Consider the following 25,525-nt stretch of genomic DNA (forward strand, 5'->3'; position numbering starts at 1 on the left):
TATGGTGCGGCTGTGAGACAGAGTCTTGCGATGATTCCTCGATGACGGCCGGGCCCCGGCGCCGCGATCCATGCCGATCGCGGCGCCGGGGCCCGGGGTCAGACTTCGTCGGCGAGCATCCCCGGCAGTTGGTCCAGGCCGGTGAGATAGAAGTCCGTCTTGGCCACCAGATCGGGGTCGTCCCCGTGGACCGTGCCCCAGGGGCCGCGACGGATGAAGGCGGTGCGCAGTCCCGCGCCCCAGGCCGGGCGCAGGTCGTTGTCGAGGCGGTCGCCGACGTACAGGACGCTTCCGGCGCCGCGCAGCGGGCCGCGTCCCTCGGCGCGCGAGACGGTGTCGCAGACTTCGACGACCTTGGCGAAGAAAGCGGGGTCGGGCTTCTCCAGGTCGCCCCACATGCCGGAGGTGGTGACCAGGTGCACCGGCAGGTCGAGCGATTCCAGGATGCGGTGGGACGCCGTGGTCTGGTTCGCGGCTATCAGGACCAGATAGCCGGCCTCCTTCAGGGCGGCCAGGGTGCGGCGCGCGTCCGGGTACAGATCGCGCTCGCCGTAGCCCTCGGGGCGGCCCGCGAGGGTCCGCGCCCGGCGCTCGGCGGCGAGGTCGAAACCCGGCCGGAAGTACTCGAAGGCCTCCAGGTGCGGTCGGCCCGCGGCGATGACGGCGCCGAAGACGGCCGAGAAGGTGTGGCGTGGGACGCCCAGCCAGTCGGCCCAGTTGTGGTACTCGATGCTCTCGTCCACGAGCGTCTCCCCGACGTCGAAGACGACCGCGTCGATGGTGCGTGACTTGCCCGGGATCTGCATGCCCAGAGTTCCTCTCACGGGACGCTGCGTCAGCGTCAGACAGCTCCCCATTCCAAGCAGTGCCCGAGGGACGGCGATGGCAGTGACGATCGCGATTGTAGAGAAAGTCTTTGAGTTAGGTGGTTCCACTATCGGAAAGTCATGCCAACGGGTTACGGCGTAGGGGTGGCGTGAACGCGTTTCCCGGGACCCGATGCCCGCGCGCCGCCGACCCTAACGCGCCGCGACGGGATCGCCGGCGAAACCGGCACGATCGGCCGCCGCGCGATCGGCGGCGGCGTCCAGAGCGGCGTCCAGAGCCAGCGCCACCCAGATCACCCCGAGGTGCGTGAAGGCCTGCGGGTAGTTCCCCAGCTGCTGCCCGTCCGGCGTCAGCTCCTCGGCGAACAGGCCGGTCGGCCCGGCGTGGTCGAGGAAGCCCTGGAACAGCTTCTGCGCCTGCTCCACGGCGCCGCTGCCGGCCAGCGCCGCGTAGTAGAGCATGGTGCACAGGTCGAAGCTCGCCTCGTCGCCCTCCATGCCGTCGCTGAACTCGCCGAGGTGGTAGCGGTGGCACAGGCCGTCGTGGACCAGGCCGCGCTCGAGCGCGGACAGGGTGGTGCGCCAGCGCTCGTCGTCGGCGGAGGTGAAGCCCACGACCGGCATGAACAGGACCGAGGCGTCCAGCGCGCCGTCGCCGTAGCTCTGGACGTAGGCCTGCTGCGTCTCGTCCCAGCCCCGGGTGCGGATCTCGCCGGCGATCGAGTGCGCCATCACGGCCCACATGCCGGCGTTCTCGTGCGTCGGCGCGATGCGCAGGCCGTACTCGAAGGCGGCCCAGCACATCAGCCGGCTGTAGGTGAAGTCGCGCCGGCCGCCGCGGGTCTCCCAGATGCCCTCGTCCGGCCGGGCCCAGTGCTCGACCAGCCAGTCCAGCAGCTTGCCGACCGCGGCCTGGCCCTCGGCACTGTGCAGGTGCTCGGTGTCGGCCAGCGAGTACAGGAACTCGCCGTAGATGTCGAGCTGGAGCTGCTCGACCGCGCCGTTGCCGATGCGGACCGGCGAGGAGCCGCGGTAGCCCTCCCAGTGCGGCAGCTCCTCCTCGACCAGATCCGTGGTGCCGTCCACGCGGTACATGATGTCCAGCGGCTCGCCCAGCGGGTTCGGGCCCTCGGCCAGGCGGTCGGTGACCCAGCGCGCGAACGCCTCGGCCTCCTCGTGGAAGCCGAGGTCGGACAGCGCGCGGGCGGAGAAGGAGCCGTCGCGGACCCAGGTGTAGCGGTAGTCCCAGTTGCGGGCGCCGCCGATCTCCTCGGGCAGCGCGGTGGTGGCCGCGGCGAGGAAGGCGCCGGTCGGCGCGTACGTCAGCAGCTTGAGGGTGATCGCCGAGCGGTGCACGGTGTCGGCCCAGCGCCCGCGGTAGGTGCTCCGCGCGAGCCAGCTGTGCCAGAAGATGAGCGCTTCCTCCAGGGCGCGCTCCACGTCGGCCGCGACGTCAGGCTGCCACTCGTCCGGCTCGTCCAGATCGGTGGCCAGCACGAACGCGGCGGCCTCGCCGGCGCCGAGCAGGACCTCGGCGACCGCGGCGCCGGAGTCGTCGGCCAGGGCCAGCGGCGCGGAGGACAGCAGGCTCACCGTGCGGTCCAGGCTGGAGAAGACCACGGCCTGCGTGGCGCCGCGCTGCACCAGCCGCACCCGGTCGCCGACCGAGCGGGCGTAGTCGAAGCGGGGCAGGCAGTTCACGGAGAACTGGACGTCGCCGGCCACCGCGCGCACGATCCGGTACAGGACGCTCTCGGCCGGACTCTGCGTGGCGCGCGCCTCGTCCGGGACCATGAAGTCGACGACCTCGCCGACGCCGCCGTCGGCGGTCTCGAACCGGGTCACCAGCACCGCGCTGCGCGGTACGTAGGACTGGCTCGACGTCGCGCCCTCGACCCAGATCCGGAACGCCCCGCCCCGTTCGCGGTCCAGCACCGCGCCGAACACGCTCGGCGCGTCGAACCGTCCCGGACAGAACCAGTCCACGGTGCCGTCGCCGGCCACCAGCGCGCAAGTCCGCAGGTCACCGATCAGACCGTGGTCGTCGATCGCGGGGTAGGGGAACGTGGTCGAGGTCATGCGCAGACCCTACATTCCCGCGCGCCCCGCCTCGGACAGGTTCCGCGGCGGGGCTCGGAACGGTGGTTTTCCCCGCCGGCGGGGCCCCTCAGTGCGGCAGCGCGCTCCCGGCGATCCACTGGCTCCAGCTCAGGTTCCAGTCGCCGAAGCCGTTGTCGGCACGCACCGTGTCCTTGGAGTTCACGACCGTCACCGGGTCGCCGGGGATCACCTGGTTGAAGAACCACTGCGCGTCCGAGGTCGACATGCCGATGCAGCCGTGGCTGCCGTTGACGTTGCCGAACTTGCCGGCGTTCCACGGCGCGGCGTGCACGAACGTCCCGGAGGGCGTCAGCCGCACGTCCCAGTACACGTCCGGGATGTCGTACGCGTTCACCCCGAAGATGCCGACGGTCGAGGAGTTCATGCTGATGTCCTGGTCCTTCTCCAGGACCACCATCGTGCCGTTCCAGGTCTCGAAGCCGGGCTTGCCGGAGCTGGTGAGCAGCGTCGTGGTCTTGCCGCCGGTGGTCACCGTCATCCGGTGCGTGTTCGCGTCCATCGTGGCGGTCAGGGCCCGGCCGACGGTGAAGGTGACGTCCCGGTTCTGCTTGCCGTACAGGTCGCCGCTCTTCACGCCGTCCAGGCGCATGTGCAGCGTCACCTTGGTCCCCGGCGCCCAGTACCACGGCGGGCGGTAGTCCACGCGCTGCGAGCCGAACCAGTGCCAGGAGCCTGCGACCGGCGGGCTGGTGGTCACCGTCAGCTGCTTCTCCACCGCGGCCCGGTCCGTGATCGGCTTGTCGAACGTTATGGACACCGGCTGCGCGATGCCGTAAGTCGTGTTGGGGTCCGGTGTGTAAGTACCCGCATAGGTGTTGCCCGGGGTGCCGGTGCTGAACTGCGAGGTCGTCGTCTGCTGCTTGCCGTCGTCGCCGACCGCGACCGCGGTGACCTTGTAGGTGTGGCCGATCCCGACCGGGTCGGCCGACGTCCAGGAGGCTCCGGAGGAGTCCAGCGTGCCGTCCACGGTGCTGCCGCCGGACTGCTGCGCCGTGACCGACGTCAGCTTCCCGTTGGCAACACTCACCGAGATCTGCGACGAGGGGTCCACGTCCGAGGAGTTCGCGGCGGGTTTGATCACCACCAGTGCCGGGGAGGTGTTGGCCGGGGCCGAGCTCGACGGGGCGCTCGTGCCAGAGCTCTGTGTCGAGCCGCCGCCCGAAGCCGCTGATGACGAGGGCGAAGAACCGTTCGCCACCGGGGCCACCGTCGCCGATTTCGCCGAGTTACCGCCCCCGCCACAAGCGGCGGTCAGCCCTGCGACGGCCACCGCGACGGCGAGCTTGTGCAGTCTGCGCATAATCGCCTCCCGTGCTCGATCCTATAACTGGCTGGTACCAATGGCACCGCAGCCTGCTGGTGAACCGTTAGGTTTTCCTTAACCGGAGCAGAGGCACAGGAGAAGGCAAGGCAGGAGCCCATCGGGGCGGGCTCGAGACACGCTACAGATCCAAAGGGGGGCTCCTGGATGACGATCGCCACACCAAACGCGCCGACCCAGGTCCTGACGACACAGGCGGGCAGGGCACCCGCGGTGCCGACCGGACCGGCCAGACCGGCGGGGCAGCGCACGGACCGCAGACTGGGGCGGATCCGGGCCGCGCTGGCCGCCGGGGCGCTGGTGTTCGGTGCGGTCGGGATCGTCGGGGTCCAGGTGCGCGCCGACGGAGCCGACGACGCCAAGGCGCACAGCGGCGTCATGATCCAGCAGGCCGAGGTGCTCTACCACAGCCTCTCGGACGCCGACGCCACCTCGACGACGATGTACCTGCACGTCGGCGAGGCGCCGATCGACTTGCTGAACACCTACAACACGGACCTGCAGAAGGCGCAGGCGGCGCTGCTGACGGCGACCGCCGAGGCCGGCGGCGACACCGCGGCCATGAAGGCGCTGAACCAGGTCGCCGCCCAGCTGCCGCAGTACGTCAAGCTCAACGCCACCGCGGCCGCGAACAACCTGCTCGGCTACCCGGTCGGGTTCCGCTACCTGCTTCAGGCCTCGAACCTGATGCAGGGGACCCCCGGCACGGCGAGCAGTCCGCCGACCGGGATCCTGCCGTGGGCCCAGGCGCTCACCGACACCGAGGCGAAGAACCTCGCCTCGGCGGAGAGTACGGCCACGCAGTTCCCGGTGCTGATGACCGCGGCCGGCGTCCTGCTGCTGGCGGCTCTCGTACTGGTGCAGGTGCGCGAGTCGCGGCGGACGAACCGGATGTTCAACGTCGGCCTGCTCGGCGCCACGGTCGCGCTGGTGGTGTCCTTTGCCTGGGCCGGGGTCGACATGACGGTGCAGAACAGCCATGAGAACGACGCCAGGACGCGGGGTTCGGATCAGGTCAGCGCGCTGGCCACGGCCCGCATCCTGTCCTTGCAGGCCCGCACCGACGAGATGCTGACCCTGGTCGGCCGCGGCACCGCGGACGACAAGGAGGCCGACTACGCCGGCGTGACCGCGGCGGACGGCTCGCACGTCCCGGGCACCGAGGAGGCGCTGGCCACCGAGCTGCAGAACGCCTCCCAGCTCGCGACCGACGACGCCGGCCGGAAGCTCGCGAACCAGGCCGCGGCCGACGCCGGCGCCTGGCACACCCAGCACCTGGCGCTGCGGGCCTCGGATGCGCAGAACCAGTACCAGAAGGCGGTGGACTCGGCGCTGGGCCAGCACGACTTCGCCGCGCCGAAGCCCAGCGCCGCGACGTCGTTCACCGCGCTCCAGGGCGACCTGGACCAGGCCATCAAGTACGCCGAGGCCTCCTTCCAGGCCGAGGCCGCGAGCGGCGCGAGCGCGCTGGCCGGACTGGAGATCGGGCTCGGGGTACTGGCTCTGGCGATGGCGGCGGCGGTGGTCCGGGGGCTGGGCCGCCGGATCGCGGAATACCAATGAGGGGGGCGGGGATGACCGGGATGGACGGAAAACAGCACATCAGGGTCCGGACATGGGCGGCCGCGGCCGTCGTGGCGGCGGTCGGGCTCACGGCCGCCTGCGGCGCGGAGAACAAGAGCTCCGCGGGCGGCGTCATGGTGCCGCGGGCCGGCCAGGGCATCGGCCCGGGCGGCGTCCCCAGCGGCGCGCCGTTCACGCCGAAGCAGTGCGGTCCGGAGGCGACCGCCGCGACCGCGAACCCGCTGCCGGGCCCGAAGGACCCGGTGACGCCCGGGGGCACCCTGGACAAGATCCGCAAGCGCGGCTTCCTGATCGCCGGCATCGACCTGAACACGGAGCTGTTCGGCTACGACCCGCAGCACGACAACAACCCCCAGGGCTTCGACGTCGACATCGCCCGGGCCATGGCCCGCGCCATCTTCGGCTCCGACGGCCACATCCAGTTCCGCGTGGTCACCCTCGGGGACCCCAAGACCGGTGAATACGCGCAGCTGCACGCGGGCAACGTGGACCTGGTCGTACAGACCACGACCATCACCTGCGCGCGGATGCAGAGCCCGACACCGCTGAACTTCTCCAACCCCTACTACACCGCCGAACTGAAGCTCCTGATGCCGCTCGGCGACGACGGCAAGCCCCAGTCCGCGTCCCTGGCGAGTCTGAAGGGCGTCAAGACCGCCGACGGCTCCCAGGTGAAGGTCTGCGCGACGCTCAACTCCACGTCGGCCGCCGAGATCCTGCAGGTGCTGGGCAAGGCGGGCACCTTCACCGCCGCGAACGCCCTGGACTGCCTCGCAGACTTGCAACAAGGTCTGGTCGGCGCGGTCTACACCGACGACGCCCTCCTGCGGGGCATGGAGAGCCAGGACCCGCACGTCAAGATGACCACCGCTCCGCCCGAGGAAGAACAGCCATACGGCATCGTCACGAACCATCCCGCCAGCGGTACGAACGATCTGACCCCGTTCGTGAACGCCGCCCTGGCGAACCTGATCCAGGACACCGGTCCGACCGGCTGGCGCTCACTGTTTGCAAATGATTTGGGTTCCCCGCCCACATCGCTGCCACAGATCCCCCAGCACTATCCTCTGGGTAGCTGAGCTGATGGAACGGGCGACAGCCAGTCAGACGGGCATGGGGGGAGCAAGAGCACGACCGTGACGACCATGTGGACCCGGCAGGCGATCGACGCCGCGATCGACCGCCGCGCCCAGGAGCGCTCGGGGGTGGCGGCGGGCCTGCTGGAACTGGACGACCATCCGGGCCGGCGGCTGCTGGACGGCGCGCAGCTGACCGGCAGCACGGCGCAGGCCTGGGCGCAGGCCTCGGCCGAGCTGGCCGGGCTGTGGACCGTGTTCGAGGCGTACCAGCAGGTGTTGGACCGGGTCGCGGCGATGCGCGGCGGCCCCAAGACCCGGCTGGGCGACCGCGAGCTGGCGGCCCTGGCCGATCTGCTCACCGGCCGCTCGGTGGCGCTGCCCCGGCAGGCCGTGCCGTTCGAGCGGCGCGGGCTGCTGGATCCGGCCAGCACCCAGGACCTGCTCACCCTGGACGAGGCCGTGGAGTCCATGACCCGGACCTACGACCTGGTAAAGAAGGTCGCGGTCGACGCCGAGAACGCGTGGAACCGGCTGCTGGAGCCGCTGGACGAGCTCCAGGCCAAGGCCCGGGCCGCGCGCGGCACCGCGGACCGGGTGGGGGTCGGTGCCGATCCGGTCTTCGACCGGCTGGCCGGCATCGAGGCCCAGACCTCGGACCTGCGGCGCCGGGCGCTGTCCGATCCGCTCGGCACCGCGGCCGGCGGCGGGGCCGCCACCCCGGCCCGGGTGGCGCACCTGCTGGCGGACCTGGCCGGCGTGCAGACCGAGCTGGACCAGGCGCTGACCGCCCGCGAGGAGTTCGACCAGCGGCTGGCCGAGGTGCAGGACGTCATCGTGCTGATCGCCCGGGCCGAGGCCGAGGCCGAACGGATCCGCGGCGAGGTGCGGGAGAAGATCTCCCGGGCGAAGCTGCCGCCGGCCTCGGCGGCCGCCGAGCACCTGCGCACCAAGGTCGCCGACCTCCAGCGGGAACGTTCCGGACAGTCCTGGACGTTGCTCGGCCGGAACCTGTCGGCACTGGAGAAGAACAGCCGCGTGATCCTGGAGAACGCGCAGAAGCGGGTCGGGCAGATCCGGGCCCCGCTGGACCGCCGGGACGAACTGCGGGGGCTGCTGGAGGCCTACCGGGCGCGCGCCGCCCGGCACGGGGTCGCCGAGACCCCGGCGCTGGCCGCCGCGCACGGGCTGGCGCGGGACCTGCTGTGGTCCGCGCCGTGCGACCTGGCCGGTGCCGAGGCCGCCGTCCGCCACTACCAGGCAGCGGTCGGCGCCGCGCTGCCGAGCATGTCATAGGTCTGGTGTCCACTGATGACGAGAGCCGATCGGGCCGACCAGACCCGCCGAGGATCCACACCGGGTTCCACAAGGGTTTTACACAGGGGAGAGGGAAAGACCAGTGACCGCCTGTCTTGAGCCGGGCTGCGACGGGACCATCGACGCCGACGGCTACTGCGACACCTGCGGGACCGCCGCCGCTCCGGCGGCGGCGCAGCAGGGCACGCCGCGCGTGGGAGCCGGCCAGGCCTCGACGCGCACCGGGACCGCGACGTCCTCGCGCACCAGCGCCACGCGCTCCACCGGCACGTCGGCCTCCAGCCGCAACTCCACCTCCGTCTCCAGCCGCACCCGCGGCTCCCGGGGCGGCAGCACCGGCCGCTCGCGCCGCGGCAACCTGGGCGCCGGGCTGATCGAGGTGCCGCCGATCCCGTACCAGGACCCGATGACCGCGATCATGGTCAACCCGCAGGTGCCGGAGGGGAAGCGGTACTGCTCCAACTGCTCGGCGCCGGTCGGCCGGGGCCGGGACGGGAACCCGGGCCGCACCGAGGGCTTCTGCCGCAAGTGCCGGACCGCGTTCTCCTTCGAGCCCAAGCTGAAGGCCGGCGACACGGTCGGGCAGTACGCGGTGCTCGGCTGCATCGCGCACGGCGGCCTGGGCTGGATCTACCTGGCCAAGGACCAGAACGTCTCGGACCGCTGGGTGGTGCTCAAGGGCCTGCTGGACTCCGGCGACGCCGACGCGATGGCCGCCGCGGCCGCCGAGCGCAAGTTCCTGGCCGAGGTGAACCACCCCTCGATCGTGCAGATCCTGAACTTCGTGCAGCACCCGGACGCCACCACCGGCGCGCCGGTCGGCTACATCGTCATGGAGTACGTCGGCGGCAGCTCGCTGAAGCAGATCCGCTCCGACTACCGCGACCCGGCCGGGAAGACCGGCCCGCTGCCGGTGGCGCAGGCCATCGCCTACGCGATCGAGATCCTGCCCGCCTTCGGCTACCTGCACAGCCTGGGCCTGGTCTACAACGACTTCAAGCCGGACAACATCATCCAGTCCGAGGAGCAGCTCAAGCTCATCGACATGGGCGGCGTGATCCGGATGGACGACGAGGACTCCGCGATCTACGGCACCAAGGGGTACCAGGCCCCGGAGATCGCGGACGAGGGCCCGTCGGTCGAGTCCGACCTGTACACCGTCGGCCGCACCCTGGCGGTGCTGACCAGCCTGGACTCCCGGGCCTACCAGACCACCTACCTGGACGCCCTGCCCGCGCCGACCGAGGTGCCGCTGTTCGCCCGGCACGAGTCGTTCTACAAACTGTTGCAGCGCGCCACGGACAAGGACCCGGACATGCGGTTCGGGTCCGCCGAGCAGATGGCGCAGCAGCTGACCGCGGTGCTGCGCGAGGTGCTGTCGCTGGAGGAGGACAAGCCGCACCCCGGCGCCTCGGTGATGTTCGGCCCCGAGGTGCGGGTGCCGAGCACCACCGCGCAGGTCCCGGAACTGCGCGAGGTGGTGCGCGCGCTGCCGGTCCCGCTGGTGGACCGCGACGACCCCGGCGCGCAGATCCTGGCCGGCCTGGGCGCCGTGGACCTGGTCGAGCAGCGCTTCGCGCTGGAGAACTCGCCGCTGCTGGCCACCTCCCAGGAGATCCAGCTGCGGCTGGTGCTGGTGGCCACGGCCGAGGGCGACTTCACCACGGCCATCCGGCTGCTGGACGAGTTCGAGAACGCCAACGGCGGCGACTGGCGCACGTTCTGGTACCGCGGCCTGATCCAGCTGGCCGCCGGCATGCTCCAGGACGCCTCGCGGATGTTCACCGCGGTCTACGACGCGCTGCCCGGCGAGGCGGCGCCGAAGCTGGCGCTGGCCGCCTGCGCGGAGCTGATGAACGACTCGGCGACCGCGAGCCGCTACTACGACATGGTCTGGCGTACCGACCCCGGCTATGTCAGCGCCGCGTTCGGTCTGGCCCGTGCGCTGCTGCGCACCGGGCAGCGGGAGGCGGCGGTGCGCGCGTTCGGTGCCGTGCCGCAGACCTCCACCCACCACACCGCCGCCGCCGAGGCCGCGCTGCGGGCGCTGCTGGTGGACCGCGACCGGGACCTGTCCGGCGCCGACCTGGCCGACATCGACGCCCGCTACGCCTGGCTGGCGACTCGGCTGGACTCCGAGCACGCGAACTGGCTGGCGCTGGACGTGTTCACCACCGCCGGCACCCGGCTGACCGTGCAGAAGCCGAACGACCTGCGCCCCGGCCAGAAGCTGATCAACCGCGAGGTCGACGAGCGCTCGCTGCGCCTGGGCATGGAGCACGTCTACCGCTCGCTGGCCCGGCTGGCCACCGACCGCGGCAAGCGGATCGAGCTGGTCGACCAGGCCAACGCGGTGCGCCCCAGGACCCTGATATGACCGTCGAGATCACCGGGACCACCGGGACCACCGGGACCGCCGTGATCGCCGAGGCCGCCGAGGCCGGACAGGAGGCGGATCAGCAGATGCCGCTACAGCTGACGTGTCCGAACTGCGGGGCCACCGACTTGGTGATGGAGCAGGGCGCCCGGTTCTGCGAGGCCTGCGGTTACGGGGTCGACGAGCCGGTCACCGGCGAGGAGGAGCCCTCGGAGTTCCAGGGCCCCAAGCCGTGCGTCTCCTGCGGCGGCACCGAGATCGACGCCGAGGGCTACTGCACCGACTGCGGGGACCTGCAGCCGCGCCGCCGCGACCGGATGGAGGTCGACCTCGGCGTGGTGGCCGGGATCAGCGACCGCGGGCTGCGCCACCACCGCAACGAGGACTCGATGGCGCTGCGCCCGGCGGTCGGGCTGGACGGCCGGAACCTGGTCGTCGCCGTGGTCTGCGACGGGGTGTCCACCTCCGAGCGGCCCGACGAGGCCTCGGCCGCGGCCGTCGCGGCGGCGGCGAAGCTGCTGCTGACCGCGATCGCGGCCGGGACCCCGGAGCCGGTCGCCGAGCCGGTGCCGGAACCGGCGCCGGCGCACGTCGATCCGGTCCAGACCGCGGTGATGGAGCTCCAGGCCGAGATCGAGACGGAGCCCGACGACGCCGCCGAGGAACCCGGCGCGGCGGTCGTCATCGGCCCGGCCGATCTGGGCCTGATCTCCCGGCACGCGGTCGCCGACGCCGACCGCGCGGTCTCCGACCTGGCCCGCGACGCCGACCACGGCAACCCGCCGGCCTGCACCTACGTCTCGGCGATCGTCGGCGAGGAGGTCACCGTGGCCTGGCTCGGCGACAGCCGGGCCTACTGGCTCGACGAGCGCGGCACCTCCCGCGCGCTGACCCGGGACGACGCCGCCGAGGGCTCGCACGCCATCGAGGCCTGGCTCGGCGCCGACTCCGGCGCCCCGGAACCGCACCTGGCGCGCTTCACCCCGGACGGCCCCGGCGCCGTCCTGGTGTGCAGCGACGGCCTGTGGAACTACGTGGAGAAGGCCGCGGACCTGGCCGCCCTCGCCCTGCCCGCAGCCCTGACGGACCCGTTCGACGCGGCCGCCCGGCTCGTCCGGAAGGCCCTGGACTCCGGGGGCCACGACAACATCACCGCCGTGCTCGTCCCCTATCCCGTTCAGGCGCCCGCGGAGGGCGCCGCCGGCCAGACAGGAGCAAGTCAGCAGCCATGAGCCAGTACCCAGACTTCGCTTTCGAGATCAACCAGAACGAGTACCTGGCCGCCGGCCAGCGCGAGGTGCACGCGGTGGTCACGCTGACCGCGACGGCCGCGGTCGGCGGCGCGCCGGCTCCGTCGGGCGGCGGCGTCCCGGCTTCGGGCAAGGACAACGTCGAGGTCATCATCATCGACTGCTCGGGGTCCATGGACTACCCGCGCACCAAGATGATGGCGGCCAAGGAGGCCACCAAGGTCGCCATCGACACGCTGTCCGACGGCGCCTACTTCGCGGTGGTCGCCGGCACCGAGGGCGCGCGCGTGGTCTACCCGACCGGCGGGCAGCTGCTGCGCGCCGACTACCAGAGCCGCGCGGCGGCCAAGGAGGCGGTCGGCCGCCTGCACGCCAACGGCGGCACCGCGATGGGCCGCTGGCTGGCCCAGGCCGGCCGGATCTTCGACACCCACCCGCACGCGATCAAGCACGCGATCCTGCTCACCGACGGCAAGGACGAGTCGGAGACCCCGGCCGACCTGGCCCGCGCGATCCAGGCCAGCATCGGCAACTTCACCGCCGACTGCCGCGGCATCGGCGAGGACTGGGAGCCCAAGGAGCTGCGCAAGATCTCCGAGGCGCTGCTGGGCACCGTGGGCATCGTCCGCGACCCGGCCCGGCTGGCCGAGGACTTCCGCGAGATGACCGTGAACTCCATGGGCAAGGAGATCGCCGACGTCGCGCTGCGGCTGTGGGCGCCCAAGGGCGCCACGATCCGCTACGTCAAGCAGGTCAGCCCGAACCTGGCCGACCTGTCCGGCATGCGCGTGCCCGGCGACAACCCGCTCACCGGCGACTACCCGACCGGCGCCTGGGGCGCGGAGAACCGCGAGTACCACATCTGCGTCGAGGTCGAGCCGGGCAACATCGGCCAGGAGAAGCTGGCCGGCCGGGTGCAGCTGGTGGCCAAGGACGCCGGCGGCGCCACGCTGCTCGGCGAGGGCAAGATCCGCGCGGTGTGGACCGAGGACACCGACCTGTCCACGCGCATCAACGGCCGGGTCGCGCACTACACCGGCCAGGCCGAGATGGCCGCGGCCATCCAGGAGGGCCTGGACGCCCAGGCCTCCGGCGACCTGGACACCGCCACCGCCCGCCTGGGCCGGGCCATGGACCTGGCGGTGGAGTCCGGGCACGAGGACACCGTCAAGATGCTGCGCAAGGTCACCGAGGTCGACCCGGCCACCTCCAAGGTGCGGGCCAAGGCCAAGGTGGACAAGGGCGACGCGATGGAGCTCGACATGGTCTCCACCAAGACCGTGCGGGCCAAGCGGAACTGACACCTGCGGGGGGTAGGCAATGAGCATGGCGAGGGTGCGGAATCCGCGGCGGGCTGCCGCGGCCGGCGTTGAGGCGGGTGGACGATGATGGCCACATGTCCGGACGGACACCAGTCGGTCGCGACCGACTACTGCGACGAGTGCGGCCTGTCGATGGGCGCGCCGCTGGCGGCGCCGGGGAACTCGGCCCCGGCCGGCGGGCCGGCGGCGCACGGCTCGCCGTCCTTCGGCGCGGCCGGCGAGCCGTGTCCGAAGTGCCTGATGCCCCGGCAGGACGGCGACACGTTCTGCGAGGGCTGCGGCTTCCCGTTCGACGAGGAACAGAGCAGCGACACGCTCGACGAGCCCGAGCTGGACATCGAGGCCGAGCTGCGCAAGGCCGAGAAGGCCCAGCGGGCGGCCGAGGAGGCGGCGCGCGAGGCGGCGGCGCGGGGCGGCGGCGGTCAGGGTGTTCAGGGCGGCCAGGGCGGCCAGACCGGCCCGGTCGCGCGCGGTGTAGCCACCGGGGCGAATCAGGGCTCGCAGACCGATCCGGGCAGCGGGCGGACCGGTTCGACCGGGCAGAACGGCCAGGTTCAGGGCGGCCAGGGCTTCCAGGGCGGCCAGGGCGGCCCGGCGAATCAGGGCTCGCAGGTCGTCGCGGACCCCGACCCGCTGGCCCGGACCGTCACCTCCGACCCGGGCGGCGCCTCGACCGCGGTCCAGTGGATCGCCATCGCCAGCGCCGACCGCGCGTACTACGACGCGGTGGTCGCCGAGGGCGAGATCGACCCCAACGCCTACCCGTTCCCGCCGTACTGCCCGGAACGCCAGTTCGAGCTCAAGGGCGACACGGTGCGCATCGGCCGCTCGGGCAAGCGCGGGACCGTCGACATCGACCTGACCGGCCCGCCGAGCGACCCCGGCGTCTCGCACCTGCACGCGGTGCTCCAGCACCGCCCCGACGGCGGCTGGCAGGTGGTGGACCTGGAGTCGATGAACGGCACCGTGCTCAACGACGACACCGCCCCGATCCCGGCGAACCAGGCCTTCCCGGTCGAGGCCGGGTATCGCATCCATGTCGGGGTGTGGACGACACTCACGCTGATCCAGCTCACCTGACAGCAGCGCCCGCGACGAGCGGGAGGGAACCCGGCCGAACCACGACGGCCCCCGATACGTGCCACCAGTGGAGGACAAAGTCCTCCGCGGAGCCGAAAGGGGCACGAAAATGTCGAAGCCGGGATTCCCTCCCACCGCCCGCGTGGCCGGGGCCGTGTCGGCGGTGGCGCTGCTCGCCCTGGCGGCGGCCTGTTCCTCCTCCTCGGGAAAGAGCAGCAGTCCGTCGTCGAGCGCCCCGTCGAGCTCGTCGGGTTCGTCCAGCTCGCCAAGCATGTCCAGCACCTCGGGCACCACCGTGAACAGCGGTTCGGCGAGTGTCAACGGGACGCAGACCATGGTGCTCACCGCACCGGACGGCCACACGCTCTACTACTTCACCCCGGACACCGCCGGCGGCAAGCCGACGTGTACCGGCAGCTGTGCCGCGACCTGGCCGGCGCTGACGGCGGCCAGTCCCACCGAGGCCACCGCAGCCAAGGGCACGCTGACGGTGGTGAGCGGCCAGGTGGTCTATAACGGTCACCCGCTGTACGAGTTCACCGGTGACAGCGCCGCCGGACAGGCGAACGGCGAGGGCAGCGGCGGCACGTGGTACGTCGCCACCCCGACCCTGGCGACCGGGGCCGGCCCGGGCACCACGACGCCGTCCAACCCGTCCAGTCCTTCTGCCCCCTCCACTTCGGGTGGGAGCGGCGGCGGCGGTTACGGCTACTGAGCCGTCAGTGCTGTCGGTGCTGTCAGTGTGCTGTCACTTGTCGCGCTTGCGGACGGTGTCCACCCACAGTACGGCCCCTCCGGCCGCCGCGAGCACGATCAGGATGATGCCGAAGACGGTCCCGTTCATGAAAAACAGCGCTCCCCTCTCGCTACCCGAACCACGGTAGCGACAGGGGAGTCGGAGAGCGAGCGAGCTTTCGGTTAACGGCTGTACACGGCTACGAAGTCGCGTTCCTCGGTGGAGAAGTACCGCTGCCCGGTCCGGGCGAAGTCCAGCAGTTTCGTCGAGGTCGGATCCCCGGTGCCGTTGGGGTTCGCGGCGTAGGTCATGTAGGACACCCACTCCTGGTTGATGTCCAGCTCCATGCCGCGCACCGCGCCGGCCCGCTGCAACAGCTCGGCCAGCGTGCGCACCGACAGGGCCGGGCCGATCGCGTAGACCACGTTGCCGTCGGCGGTGACGCCGATCCCGGAGCGCCACACGAAGTAGGCGTTCTTGACCGTGACGCCCCACAGCTTCTTGTCGTCGCTGTCCACGCTCGGGTTGACCTGGCCGTTGTCCACCAGCAGCTGCAGGTTCTGCCGGACGCCGACCACGTTCGGGTCCATCTGCAGGCCGGGGCCGGAGTTCCAGGACCCGACGTTCATCGTGCCGTCCTTGTAGAACACCTCCGAGGCCTGGCCGGGCACCAGCGTGCCGTAGGTCTTGCCGTTGAGGTAGAAACCGCCGTGCGCGTCGTTCGGGTTCAGCAGGAACGCGCCGTTCCAGGTCGCGATCAGGTTCTTGAGCTGGTCCCCGGCCAGGTGGTCGGTCTGGTTGTAGCCGGCCGTGCCGGGCTGCTGGGAGCCGGGGTGCAGGACGAAGCTGGCGTGCTTCTGGTCCATCCACGACACCGCCGACAGGTACTCCAGGTGCTGCGGGTCCGAGCGCAGCTTCGCGGTCTGGATCACCGGCACGCCGTTCACCACGACCGCGGGGGACCAGTCGCCCTCGCCGGGCGCCGGGTTCGGCACGAACGGCTTCATCGGCGGCAGCACGTGCTCGTTCTTGGCCAGCGTCGGCGTCGCCGAGGGCGGGGCCAGGTCGGCCAGCTGCTGCGGGGACAGGTTGCCGCCGGTCTTGGGCTTGTTGTTCTGGTACTGCTGGTTCTCCATCCAGGTCACGGCCCAGCCCATGCCGTGCCCGCGGGCCCATTCGGCCACCCGCGCCTGGTTGCTCATGTTGCCCGGGGCGCTCAGCGCGCCGTAGAGCGAGTAGCTGGTCATGAAGACGAACACGGCCAGGACCGCGGCGACGCTGCGGAAGATCGTCTTGCGGCGGCGGCGCTGGGCCGGGGAGAGCCGGTCCTTGCGGCGGCTGCCCGCGCGCCGGCGGCCGCGGCCGCCGCGCTCGCCGTCCAGGGCGTCCGGGTCGTCGGTCTCGGGGCCGTCGTCCCCGTCGTACCCGGCGTAGCCCTCCTGGAAGCTGGAGGAGAACTCGTCCTGGTCCGGGCCCTGGGAGTAGCCGTTGGGCTGGGGCCGCGGGCCGGGGACCCCGGCCGGACGCAGATCCTCAGGGTTTTGAGGGACCCGGCGCCGGGTCCCGCGCGGGACGTGGGTCTCCTCGGCGGTCCGCATCTCCTGCGTCGCGCGGTCCACGCGCTGGAAGCTCGGGCTCTGCTGGTAGCTCGGCGGCTGCTGCGCGTAGCCGGCCTGCGGACGCCCCGCCTGCGGCGGATAGCCGGGCTGCGGGTATCCGCCCTGCTGGAGGTCCGGGCGTGGCTGCTGGCTCGGATCGCGCGGGTCCCGGGGCGCGCGCGGCCGGCCGGGGTCGCGCGGATCGCGCGGATCGCGCTGCTGTCCGCCGCGCGGATCGCGGGCCTGCGGGCGCTGCGGGTACTGGGGAGCTTGAGCGGCCTGAGGGGCCTGAGGGTTGGAGTAGTCGTCCCACGGCGTCGGCTCCGCCGGGGGCCCCTGGCGGGGGTCCTGCGGGGGCCGGGGCCGCGGTACATCACGGCTGCGGGGCGGTCCCTGCGGCCGGTCCGGCCGCGGAGGAACCCCGCGTCCCGGATAGCCGTCGCCGGTCCTTCCCGTCGGTGCCGGTGTCATCCACGATCCTCTCAGTCCGGTCCCCGATCCAGCCTCAGAGTATGGCCATTCATTGATGGGTACCGCCAGCTTGCCAACAATTCCCTGCGCTTCTCAGACGCGTGGCAACCCCGGGGCGGTTGCGGAGCAAGAGGGCGAAAGCGACGTGTCCTACATCACGCGCGAACGGAGCCGGCGGAGCATCCGGGCATCGGCGAAACCGACCGCGCGGGCCGCCGCTTCCACCGTCTCCCCATGTCCGATCAGGTGTTCGGCCCGTTCCACGCGCAGCGTCTGCTGGTAGCGCAGCGGAGTCATCCCGGTGCTCTCCACGAACTGCCGGGTCAGCGTGCGCTCGCTGACGCCGCCGGCGCGGGCCAGATCGGCCAGGCGCAAAGGTTCGGCAAAATCCGTGTCGATCCGGTCCTGCGCGCGGTGCACGGCGTCGCGCAGGTGCCAGCGGTGCCGCAGCATCGCACTGTCCTGGGACTCCTCGCCGGAGCGGCGCGCGTAGACCACCATGTCCCGGGCGACCCGCGCCGCCGCGGCCGGGCCGTGGCGCTCGGCGACCAGGTGCAGCGCGAGGTCGATGCCGCTGGCGATGCCGGCGGAGGTCACCACCCGGCTGTCGGCGACGTAGACCACGTCGCGCTCGACGCGGGCCCGGGGGTAGCGCGCGGCGAGCTCGTCCTGCAGGTCGTGGTGCGTGGTGCAGCGCCGGTCGGTCAGCAGCCCGGCCTGGCCCAGCACGTCGGCGCCGGAGCACACGCTGGCCACGGTGCCGCCGGCGCGGTGGTGCTCGACCAGCCGGGCCAGCAGCTCGCGGCCCGGGCGCGGGCTGCCCTTGAGCGTGGGCGAGCGCCAGCCCGGGACCAGCACGAGGTCCTCCGGGCCGGCGCCGGGCCAGTCGGTCTCGGCGCGCAGCCGGACGCCCTGCGCGGTCTCGATGTCTTCCTGCTCGGCGTAGTACCGCAGCTCGTACGGGAACCCGAGATCATCGGCGGTGGAGAACACCTGGGCCGGACCGGACAGGTCCAGCAGGTGCAGGCGCGGGATGAGCAGGAAGACGACCTTCACAATCCGGTCAGCCTACCCGGCTGTCCGCCAGGGCGCCCGCGCCGACCACCTCGTCCACCGTCGCGACGGTCGCGAAGCGCTTGGCGAGCGCGAAGACGGTGCGCTCCACGACCGCCGCGGCCGGTAGCGTGCGCGGGTCGGCCAGCAGCTGCTCGGGGGTCAGGTCCTCCGGCGCGTCCGGGTGCGGGATCGGGTTGGTCGCGGTCGCGTCGACCACGAACGTCACCTGGTAGCCCAGGTCGGAGCCCAGGCGCGCGGTGGTCTCGCAGCACTGCTCGGTGCGGATGCCGCAGATCGCCAGCTCGCCGACGCCCTGCTCGGTGAGCAGCTGCTGCAGGTTGGTGGTGGTGAACGCGTTGTGGGAGGTCTTGCGGATCTGGGGCTCGCCGGCGGCCGGCTCGCGCAGGCCGTCCAGGTAGCGGACGTGGCCGGACTCCGGGTCGAAGGCGCCGCCGCTGCCGGGCTCCTGGTGCAGGACCCAGACCACCAGGTCGCCCTGCTCGCGGGCGTGGTCGACCAGGCGGTTGACGTCGTCCGCGATGTCGGGGTTGTCGATGAGGGCCCACAGGGGGCGGGAACGGAAGGACTCCTGGACATCGATCACGATGAGGGCTCGCTGTGTCATGCCCTCTACGATCGCGGTCCGGCCGGGCGCGCGGCAGACCCGTTCCGGCCCAGCTGCGGAACGATCCGGTCAGGATGCCCGGGGTGCCCGCGATCCCGATCAACATCTGCGGCTCAACAGTGGTTCATCGTGAAGTCGCTTTCAAGGCCTTGATTACGCCCGATTTGATCCCGTTTTGTGGGCATTCCGAGGTGACGGTTCGATAACTGGTCTATACCTGAGGACCGTCTGGTCTATACCGCCGGGCCAAACGTGATTAGCGTGTCCCAGCGTCACGACCTGTAGTCCCCAACCCTCACCCTTCCTACAAAGGTGGATCCCAGGTGAAGCGTCTCGCCACTATCGCTGCGACCGGTCTGGCCGCGGCTCTCGCCCTGTCGGCCTGCTCGTCCAGCAAGTCCTCGTCGTCCGGCTCGAACAGCGGCAGCTCCTCCAAGCCGGTCACCATCACGCTGCTCGCCCCGAACTACGGCAGCACTCCGACCGACGACACCAAGCTCTACTGGCAGGGCATCATCAACGCCTTCCAGGCCAAGTACCCGAACGTCAAGGTCGACCTGCAGATGGCGACCTGGGACAACCTGGCCACCAAGCTGACCACGGCGGTCCAGAACAACGACGCCCCGGACCTGTTCGAGGGCGGCGGCTACGCCGACGTCGCGGCGCAGGGCCTGCTGTACAAGGCCTCGGACATCGTCTCGCCGCAGACCGTGAGCAACCTGATCCCGCACGTGGCCCAGCTCGGCCAGACCAAGGGCCAGGACGGCACCCAGGCCCAGTACGGCATCCCGTTCACCACCTCGACCCGCGCGCTGTTCTACAACACCGCGCTGTTCCAGCAGGCCGGCATCACCGCGGCGCCGCAGACCTGGGCCGACGTGGCCGCCGACGCCGCCAAGATCAAGGGGATCGGCAAGACCGGCTTCGGCCTCCCGCTGGGCTCCGAGGAGGCGCAGGCCGAGACCTACCTGTGGTTCCTGGGCAACGGCGGCGGCTACAAGGACGCCTCGGGCGCGTGGGCGATCAACTCCCCGCAGAACGTCCAGACCTTCCAGTGGCTGACCGACAACCTGGTCAAGCCCGGTTTGACCGAGTCCGACCCGGCCACCAAGTCCCGCACCGACCTGTGGAAGGACTTCGCGGCCGGCAACACGGGCATGATCAACGGCTCCCCGTCGCTGCTCCCGATCCTCAAGGAGGGGACCATCGGCAGCAACTGGAAGGCCACCGCGATCCCCGGCAAGTCCGGCCCGGTCACCTCGCCGCTCGGCGTCGCCGACTTCATCGAGGCCTTCAACACCCACCCGGACCACAAGACCGCGATCGGCGAGTTCCTGGACTTCGCGCTGCAGAAGCAGTACCAGGAGCAGTTCGACAACGAGTACGACCTGCTGCCGGCCACCCAGGACGCGGCGACCGACCTGTCGACGCAGAACCCGGCCCTGAAGCCGTTCATCGACGCGCTGCCCTCGGCCGCCTGGTACCCGAGCTCGGACCCGAACTGGGACCCGGCCTCGCAGAAGGTCAAGGACATCGTCGGCAAGGCCGTGACTTCCGACCCGAAGGGCGTCCTGGACCAGATCCAGGCCGTCGCGACGGCGAAGAACTAAGGCAGTACGGGACGTCCCAGCGATGACGACGCACACAGAGCGGGGCCGGCCAGCCCGGTCCCGCCCCTCCTCCGCCAGGTCGGTACTGTCCGGCCTGGCCCCGCTGGCCTGGATCGGCCCGGCGATCGCGCTGATCGCCTTCGCCGTGCTGTGGCCGGTGGTGAAGATGGTCCAGTCCTCGACCACGCACTGGTCGCGCTACGGCGTGAACCTGGGCTCCAACGGGACGGACAACTACAACAAGCTGTTCAAGGAACAGGACCTGAACGGTGTGCTGGAGCGCACCGGGATCTGGGTGGTGGTGGTCGTCACCGCCACGATGGTGATCTCGCTGGGCGTCGCGCAGCTGTTCAACAAGAAGTTCCCGGGACGCACCGTCGCGCGCTGGGCGCTCATCGCCCCGTGGGCGGCCTCGGTGATGATGACCTCGATCATCTTCAAGTGGATGCTCTACCCGGGCTACGGATTCATCAACCTGATCCTGAGCGACCTGGGCCTGGTGGACCGCAACAGCGCCACCGCGGACTGGCTGGGGCACTCCACCTCCGGGTTCATCTGGGAGATGGGCGTCGCGGTCTTCGTGTCGATCCCGTTCGCCAGCTACACCGTGATCGCCGGCCTGCAGACCGTCCCGGCCGAGGTCTACGAGGCGGCCAAGGTCGACGGCGCGTCCAAGGTGCGCACCTACTTCTCGGTCACGCTGCCGCTGCTGCGGCCGGCGCTGCTGGTGGCCACCGTCATCAACGTGATGAACGTGTTCAACAGCTTCCCGATCATCTGGGAGATGACGCACGGCGGACCGGGCTACGACACCGCGACCACCACGGTCTTCATGTGGATCCTCAAGCGCCAGAACATCGGCGAGTCCGCGGCCCTGTCGGTGGTGAACTTCGCGCTGGTGATCGTGATCGTCTTCGCCTTCCTGAAGGTGAGTAAGTGGAACAGTGAGGTCGACGCATGACCGCAGTCACGACCTCGTCGCCGACCGCGCGCCAGGACCGCGTGCCGGGCGCGCCGAAGCCGCCGCGCGGCCTGCCGGGCGTGCGCAAGATCGCGCTGATCGGCGGCGCGTACCTGATCGCGCTGATCTTCATCACCCCCTACATCGAGATGTTCCTGACCGCGCTGCGGCCGGTGAACGAGACCTCCGACCCGACGATCATCCCGAAGCACCTGCAGTGGTCGAACTTCACCACGGTGTTCTCCGGCGACTCCAGCTTCGGCACCAACATGCGCATCACGCTGGAGGTCGCCGGCGGCGCGACCCTGCTGGTGCTGCTGGTGGCGCTGCCGGCGGCGTACTACACGGCCCGCAAGAAGTTCCGCGGCCGTAAGACGTTCCTGCTGCTGGTGCTGGTCACGCAGATGTTCCAGCCCACCGCGATGGTGGTCGGCATCTACGGCGAGATGCGCGACCTGGGCGGCATCAACTCGGTCTGGGCCCTGATCGTCGTGGACGCGGGCTTCAACCTGGCGTTCGCGGTGTGGATCCTGTCGGCGTACTTCGCGGCCATCCCGGTCGAACTGGAGCAGGCCGCGATGATCGACGGGGCCACGCGCCTCGGCGCGTTCCGCCGGGTGACGATCCCGCTGGCGATGCCGGGGATCGTGACCGCGCTGATCTTCACGTTCATCGCGGCGTGGAACGAGTTCATCGTGGCCCTGACGCTGACGACGAGTCCGGACAAGGCTCCGTTCTCGGTGGCGGTGGACAACTACATCGGGCAGTACACCGTCGACTACGGGCACCTGTTCGCGAGCACGCTGATCGCGACGATCCCGGTGATCGTGCTGTTCGGGCTGATCGAGCGCAGGGTGGTCGACGGGCTGACCGCGGGGTCGATCAAGTAGTTCTCGCCTGCTCGTGGGAGCCCGCCGACGCATCCTGAGCTGCGTCGGCGGGCTTTCTGCTGCGCGGTGGGAATCGCGGGCGGTCGGCGGGGCCTTCTTAGTGGGGAGGAGGCTCTTTGATGTCTGGTGCGCCGGCCACGTCCGTCACAGTTGCCGCGTCTGCTGCGTCTGCCGCGTTCGAGCAGTTCGCCGCCTTCGCCCGGCGGTGGGCTCCGGGGATGACCGACGCCGAGCTGGAGCCGGCGCGGCGTTTCCGGGTGGCCGAAGCCGCCAAAGGCGAGTACCTGGCGCGGATCGGGGACTCGGACTCGCGGTCGAGCTTCATCCTGCGGGGGCTGGTGCGGCAGGTGTTCGTCGGCCCGGACGGGCGCGAGCGCGTCAACACGTTTGCCTCCGACGACGCGCTGGTGTGCACGTACCGCGCGCTGCTGACGGTCGAGATCTCCGACCTGGCCATCCAGGCCCTGGAACCGACGCGGTACCTGGCGATGCCCCCGGGCGCGATCCCGGACCTCATCGAACGCCACGCGGGCTGGCGCGAACTCACCGCGCGCCTGACGGAGCACAAGTTCATCACCGCGGAACTCCGCAACCGCACGCTGCTCCTCGACGACGCCGCCGAGCGCTACCGCACCTTCCTCGACGACTTCGCGGCGATCGCACCCCGCGTCCCCCTGTCCCAGGTCGCGGCCTACATCGGCGTGACACCCGAGGCGCTGAGCCGCATCCGCCGCAGGCATCCGGTCACCGCTTGATCCAGGTCAAGGCGCGCCCCGCGCACCGACCGTACCGTCACTGCCATGACGACGATGAACGCCATGGCAGTCCACGAATTCGGGCCCGCCGAGAACCTGATCCCAACGAAGCTCGACCTCCGCGACCCCGCCCCCGGCGAAGTCCTGATCCGCATCCGCGCCGCCGCCGTGAACCCCGCCGACATCGGCATGCGCGAAGGACGCTACGCCTGGCCCGACCCGGTGCGAATGCCCCTGGTACCCGGCTACGACCTGGCCGGCGTCGTGGAGGCCGGCACCGACGCCTTCCCACCGGGAACGGCCGTGATCGGCTACACGGCCCACTCCCAGACCCAGATCGGCGCCTACGCGGAGTACACAACTCTCCCGGAACGCCTCGTCGCAACGGCCCCCACGAAGCTGGACTGGGCCGAGGCCGCAGCACTGCCCCTGGCAGGACTGACGGCCCAGACCGCCTTGCACCACCTCGCACTGGCCCCGGGGGAGACCCTGCTGGTGAACCGCCCCGGCAGCGCAGTCGGCGGCTTCGTAGTGGAACTGGCGCGCTCGCGCGGCATCGAGGTGCTGACCGACGTCGGCGACGCCTCCGGCGCGGCGGTCGACGCAGCACTGGACGTGACCGGAGGCGCGACGGCACTCGCGGCTTTCGCCCGAGTCCGCGACGGCGGCCGCTACGCGACGGTCGTCCCCGAGTTCTGGATCCCCGGCGGCCAGTTCACCCCGGCGCGCGGAATCGACCCGGTGACAGTATTCGTGAACGAGGCAGTCGGCGACCTGGCAGAGCTCTCCCGCCTCGCGGAGGCTGGCACGCTCACGCCACGCATCGCGGAGACGCTGCCCCTGGCCTCGGCCGCAGAGGCACACCGACGGATGCAGCGGGGAGGGGCGCTGGGGAAGCTGGTGCTGCTGCCCTGAGGGGCTGATGCGGCGCGAGGTTGCTCTGGCAGCGGCTGCGGGTCCTGATGCGGGCATGTCGCCACCGCCTGCCCTGGCTTCGCCGCGCCCCAAGTAACGCCGTGATGATCTGCGGGTGCTGATTCCGCAGATCATCACGGTCGAAACCGGTCCCCGACAGGCCGGGGGGCAACCGGCCGGCGACCTTCTACCAGGAGGCGGGTCCGGCGGCGGCGCGCTCGCGGAGGGCAGGAACGCGGGCTACGCCGGGGCCGGGCCGCTTACTAGATGTATCGGCAGATCGCCCGGAGGACTTTAGGGTTCTGTTTCACTTTTTTTCGCGCACGGCACCGCGCGCCTCTTACATCAAGAAGCTGATTCGCTTCGGGCGCGTGGGGCGCTCCCCGGCAGCATCGGGCCGTACCGGCAGCACGTGCGGGCCGCGCCCCCGGCTGACCGAGCCCTGCCACCGACCGAGCCCCGCTAGACAGCGACAGCGCGCCAGCGTCCTACTTCTCGCGTCGCGCCGCCCCGGCCGTACCTGCAGCGCGTGCGCGCCACCCCGGCCGACCGAGCCCCGCTCGACAGCGACAGCGCAGCAGCAGCCGCCCTACTTCTCGCGCCGCGCCGCCTGCTTCGCCAGCAGCGCCTCGCGCCGCTCGCAGAACCGCGCCGCGGCGGTGTCCAGGCCCTCCATGAACTCCGCCAGCTCGGTGCGGGCGATCTCGCCCTCCGCGCCGAGGTCGTCGCGCTCCAGGGCGCGGGTCTGGCGCAGGATCGGCATCAGCACCTCGTCGTGGTGGATGCGCAGGTCGTAGATGCCGGCCTTGGCGATCATGACTGACTTGCGGTTGAAGTCCTGCAGGCCTGAGCCCGGCATCTGGAACTGCTGGACCACGTTCGTCACCGCGCGCATGGTCTGGTCCGGGTCGAGTTCGAAGGCCGCGCTGAGCAGGTTGCGGTAGAAGAGCATGTGCAGGTTCTCGTCCTGGGCGACGCGGGCCAGCAGGCGCTCGCAGTCCGGGTCGCCGGACACCTTGCCGGTGTTGCGGTGCGCGATGCGGGTCGCCAGCTCCTGGAAGCTCACGTACGCCACCGAGTGCACGGCGTCGTAGCTGTCCGGCTGGCTGTAGCCGTTCGACATGTGCGTCATGCGCTCGCGCTCCAGCGCCACCGGGTCGACGGCGCGGGTGGTCAGCAGGTAGTCGCGGATCGCGATGCCGTGCCGGCCCTCCTCGGCGGTCCAGCGGTGCACCCAGGTGCCCCAGGCGCCGTCCTGGCCGAACTGCACCGCGATCGCGCGGTGGTAGCTGGGCAGGTTGTCCTCGGTCATCAGGTTCAGGACCAGGCTGGTGCGGGCGATGTCCGGGATCCGGGACTGGTCCGGGCTCCAGGGCTTGCCCTGCATGACGCCGTCGAAGTTCTCGCCCTCGCTCCACGGGACGTACTCGTGCGGGAACCACTCCTTGGCGGTGGACAGGTGGCGGTTCAGGTTCTCCTCCACCACCTGCTCCAGCTCGCTGAGCAGGGCCGCCTCTGACATGGCGTTCGTCGGGCGGGCGCTCTGCCGGGGCAGGTCGGTGACGGTCATGGGACGGGCTCCTACACGCTCAGGCCTGGGGAAGCGGGCCTTGGGGGACGGACCTACGGACCC

Annotated in this window: 20 protein-coding genes; 13 read left to right on the forward strand and 7 right to left on the reverse strand. The window is 71.1% G+C overall.

The annotated features are described in order from the left end of the window. Nucleotides 1–98: 98 nt before the first annotated feature. The 3 genes from ABH920_RS35145 to ABH920_RS35155 form a co-directional block, all read right to left on the reverse strand. Nucleotides 99–806 (reverse strand): HAD family hydrolase, encoded by a 708-nt coding sequence (locus ABH920_RS35145; protein ID WP_370353662.1) that lies wholly within the window; start codon nt 804–806, stop codon nt 99–101. A gap of 213 nt (nt 807–1,019) precedes the next feature. Next, the gene (locus tag ABH920_RS35150; RefSeq protein WP_370353568.1) at nt 1,020–2,906 is read right to left on the reverse strand and encodes a glycoside hydrolase family 15 protein; all 1,887 of its coding nucleotides are present in this window, start codon (nt 2,904–2,906) and stop codon (nt 1,020–1,022) included. Between the two features lie 88 nt (nt 2,907–2,994). Next, the gene (locus ABH920_RS35155; protein WP_370353569.1) at nt 2,995–4,248 is read right to left on the reverse strand and encodes an Ig-like domain-containing protein; all 1,254 of its coding nucleotides are present in this window, start codon (nt 4,246–4,248) and stop codon (nt 2,995–2,997) included. 168 nt (nt 4,249–4,416) lie between these two features. Between ABH920_RS35155 and ABH920_RS35160 the strand changes: the two genes are divergently transcribed. The 8 genes from ABH920_RS35160 to ABH920_RS35195 all read left to right on the forward strand — a co-directional run bounded on the left by ABH920_RS35160 (nt 4,417) and on the right by ABH920_RS35195 (nt 14,990). Beyond that, nucleotides 4,417–5,832, forward strand: coding sequence for a hypothetical protein (locus tag ABH920_RS35160; RefSeq protein ID WP_370353570.1), 1,416 nt, complete (start codon nt 4,417–4,419; stop codon nt 5,830–5,832). 20 nt (nt 5,833–5,852) lie between these two features. Beyond that, the gene (locus ABH920_RS35165) at nt 5,853–6,932 is read left to right on the forward strand and encodes a glutamate ABC transporter substrate-binding protein (RefSeq protein WP_370353571.1); all 1,080 of its coding nucleotides are present in this window, start codon (nt 5,853–5,855) and stop codon (nt 6,930–6,932) included. Between the two features lie 57 nt (nt 6,933–6,989). After that, the gene (locus ABH920_RS35170) at nt 6,990–8,225 is read left to right on the forward strand and encodes a hypothetical protein (RefSeq protein WP_370353572.1); all 1,236 of its coding nucleotides are present in this window, start codon (nt 6,990–6,992) and stop codon (nt 8,223–8,225) included. Between the two features lie 103 nt (nt 8,226–8,328). Next, nucleotides 8,329–10,623 (forward strand): tetratricopeptide repeat protein, encoded by a 2,295-nt coding sequence (locus tag ABH920_RS35175; RefSeq protein WP_370353573.1) that lies wholly within the window; start codon nt 8,329–8,331, stop codon nt 10,621–10,623. After that, nucleotides 10,620–11,855 carry a protein phosphatase 2C domain-containing protein gene (locus ABH920_RS35180; RefSeq protein ID WP_370353574.1) on the forward strand — a complete coding sequence of 412 codons (1,236 nt, stop codon included), beginning with the start codon at nt 10,620–10,622 and terminating at the stop codon, nt 11,853–11,855. The genes ABH920_RS35175 and ABH920_RS35180 overlap by 4 nt, the downstream gene beginning before the upstream one ends. Continuing rightward, nucleotides 11,852–13,174 (forward strand): VWA domain-containing protein, encoded by a 1,323-nt coding sequence (locus tag ABH920_RS35185; RefSeq protein ID WP_370353575.1) that lies wholly within the window; start codon nt 11,852–11,854, stop codon nt 13,172–13,174. The genes ABH920_RS35180 and ABH920_RS35185 overlap by 4 nt, the downstream gene beginning before the upstream one ends. An 84-nt stretch (nt 13,175–13,258) precedes the next feature. Beyond that, a complete protein-coding gene (locus tag ABH920_RS35190) occupies nt 13,259–14,275 on the forward strand; it encodes an FHA domain-containing protein (protein WP_370353576.1) in 1,017 nt (338 codons plus the stop codon). A 109-nt stretch (nt 14,276–14,384) separates the two neighbouring features. Then, nucleotides 14,385–14,990, forward strand: coding sequence for a hypothetical protein (locus ABH920_RS35195; RefSeq protein ID WP_370353577.1), 606 nt, complete (start codon nt 14,385–14,387; stop codon nt 14,988–14,990). A 203-nt stretch (nt 14,991–15,193) separates the two neighbouring features. Here the strand turns inward: ABH920_RS35195 and ABH920_RS35200 are convergent, their stop codons facing one another. The 3 genes from ABH920_RS35200 to ABH920_RS35210 form a co-directional block, all read right to left on the reverse strand. Beyond that, the gene (locus tag ABH920_RS35200) at nt 15,194–17,080 is read right to left on the reverse strand and encodes a phosphodiester glycosidase family protein (protein ID WP_370353578.1); all 1,887 of its coding nucleotides are present in this window, start codon (nt 17,078–17,080) and stop codon (nt 15,194–15,196) included. 150 nt (nt 17,081–17,230) lie between these two features. Further along, the gene (locus tag ABH920_RS35205; protein WP_370353663.1) at nt 17,231–18,139 is read right to left on the reverse strand and encodes a GlxA family transcriptional regulator; all 909 of its coding nucleotides are present in this window, start codon (nt 18,137–18,139) and stop codon (nt 17,231–17,233) included. A gap of 4 nt (nt 18,140–18,143) precedes the next feature. After that, on the reverse strand, nt 18,144–18,761 hold the full coding sequence (locus ABH920_RS35210) for an isochorismatase family protein (protein WP_370353579.1): 618 nt from the start codon (nt 18,759–18,761) through the stop codon (nt 18,144–18,146). Between the two features lie 323 nt (nt 18,762–19,084). Here ABH920_RS35210 and ABH920_RS35215 point away from each other — a divergent pair, with 323 nt between their 5' ends. The 5 genes from ABH920_RS35215 to ABH920_RS35235 all read left to right on the forward strand — a co-directional run bounded on the left by ABH920_RS35215 (nt 19,085) and on the right by ABH920_RS35235 (nt 23,892). After that, complete coding sequence (locus tag ABH920_RS35215) at nt 19,085–20,371, forward strand: extracellular solute-binding protein (RefSeq protein WP_370353580.1); 1,287 nt, start codon at nt 19,085–19,087, stop codon at nt 20,369–20,371. A gap of 22 nt (nt 20,372–20,393) precedes the next feature. Beyond that, nucleotides 20,394–21,332: a carbohydrate ABC transporter permease gene (locus ABH920_RS35220; RefSeq protein ID WP_370353581.1), complete on the forward strand. Its 939-nt coding sequence runs from the start codon at nt 20,394–20,396 to the stop codon at nt 21,330–21,332. Then, the gene (locus ABH920_RS35225) at nt 21,329–22,222 is read left to right on the forward strand and encodes a carbohydrate ABC transporter permease (protein WP_370353582.1); all 894 of its coding nucleotides are present in this window, start codon (nt 21,329–21,331) and stop codon (nt 22,220–22,222) included. The genes ABH920_RS35220 and ABH920_RS35225 overlap by 4 nt, the downstream gene beginning before the upstream one ends. Nucleotides 22,223–22,341: 119 nt before the next feature. Further along, nucleotides 22,342–22,977 (forward strand): Crp/Fnr family transcriptional regulator, encoded by a 636-nt coding sequence (locus ABH920_RS35230; protein WP_370353584.1) that lies wholly within the window; start codon nt 22,342–22,344, stop codon nt 22,975–22,977. A 45-nt stretch (nt 22,978–23,022) separates the two neighbouring features. Then, nucleotides 23,023–23,892, forward strand: a complete 870-nt coding sequence (locus ABH920_RS35235; protein WP_370353585.1) for an NADP-dependent oxidoreductase — start codon at nt 23,023–23,025, stop codon at nt 23,890–23,892. A gap of 589 nt (nt 23,893–24,481) precedes the next feature. Here the strand turns inward: ABH920_RS35235 and ABH920_RS35240 are convergent. Next, complete coding sequence (locus ABH920_RS35240) at nt 24,482–25,462, reverse strand: acyl-ACP desaturase (protein ID WP_370353587.1); 981 nt, start codon at nt 25,460–25,462, stop codon at nt 24,482–24,484. Nucleotides 25,463–25,525 lie beyond the last annotated feature (63 nt).

Origin of the sequence: Catenulispora sp. EB89 (assembly GCF_041261445.1) — a bacterium.
In the GTDB taxonomy this organism is placed as follows: domain Bacteria; phylum Actinomycetota; class Actinomycetes; order Streptomycetales; family Catenulisporaceae; genus Catenulispora.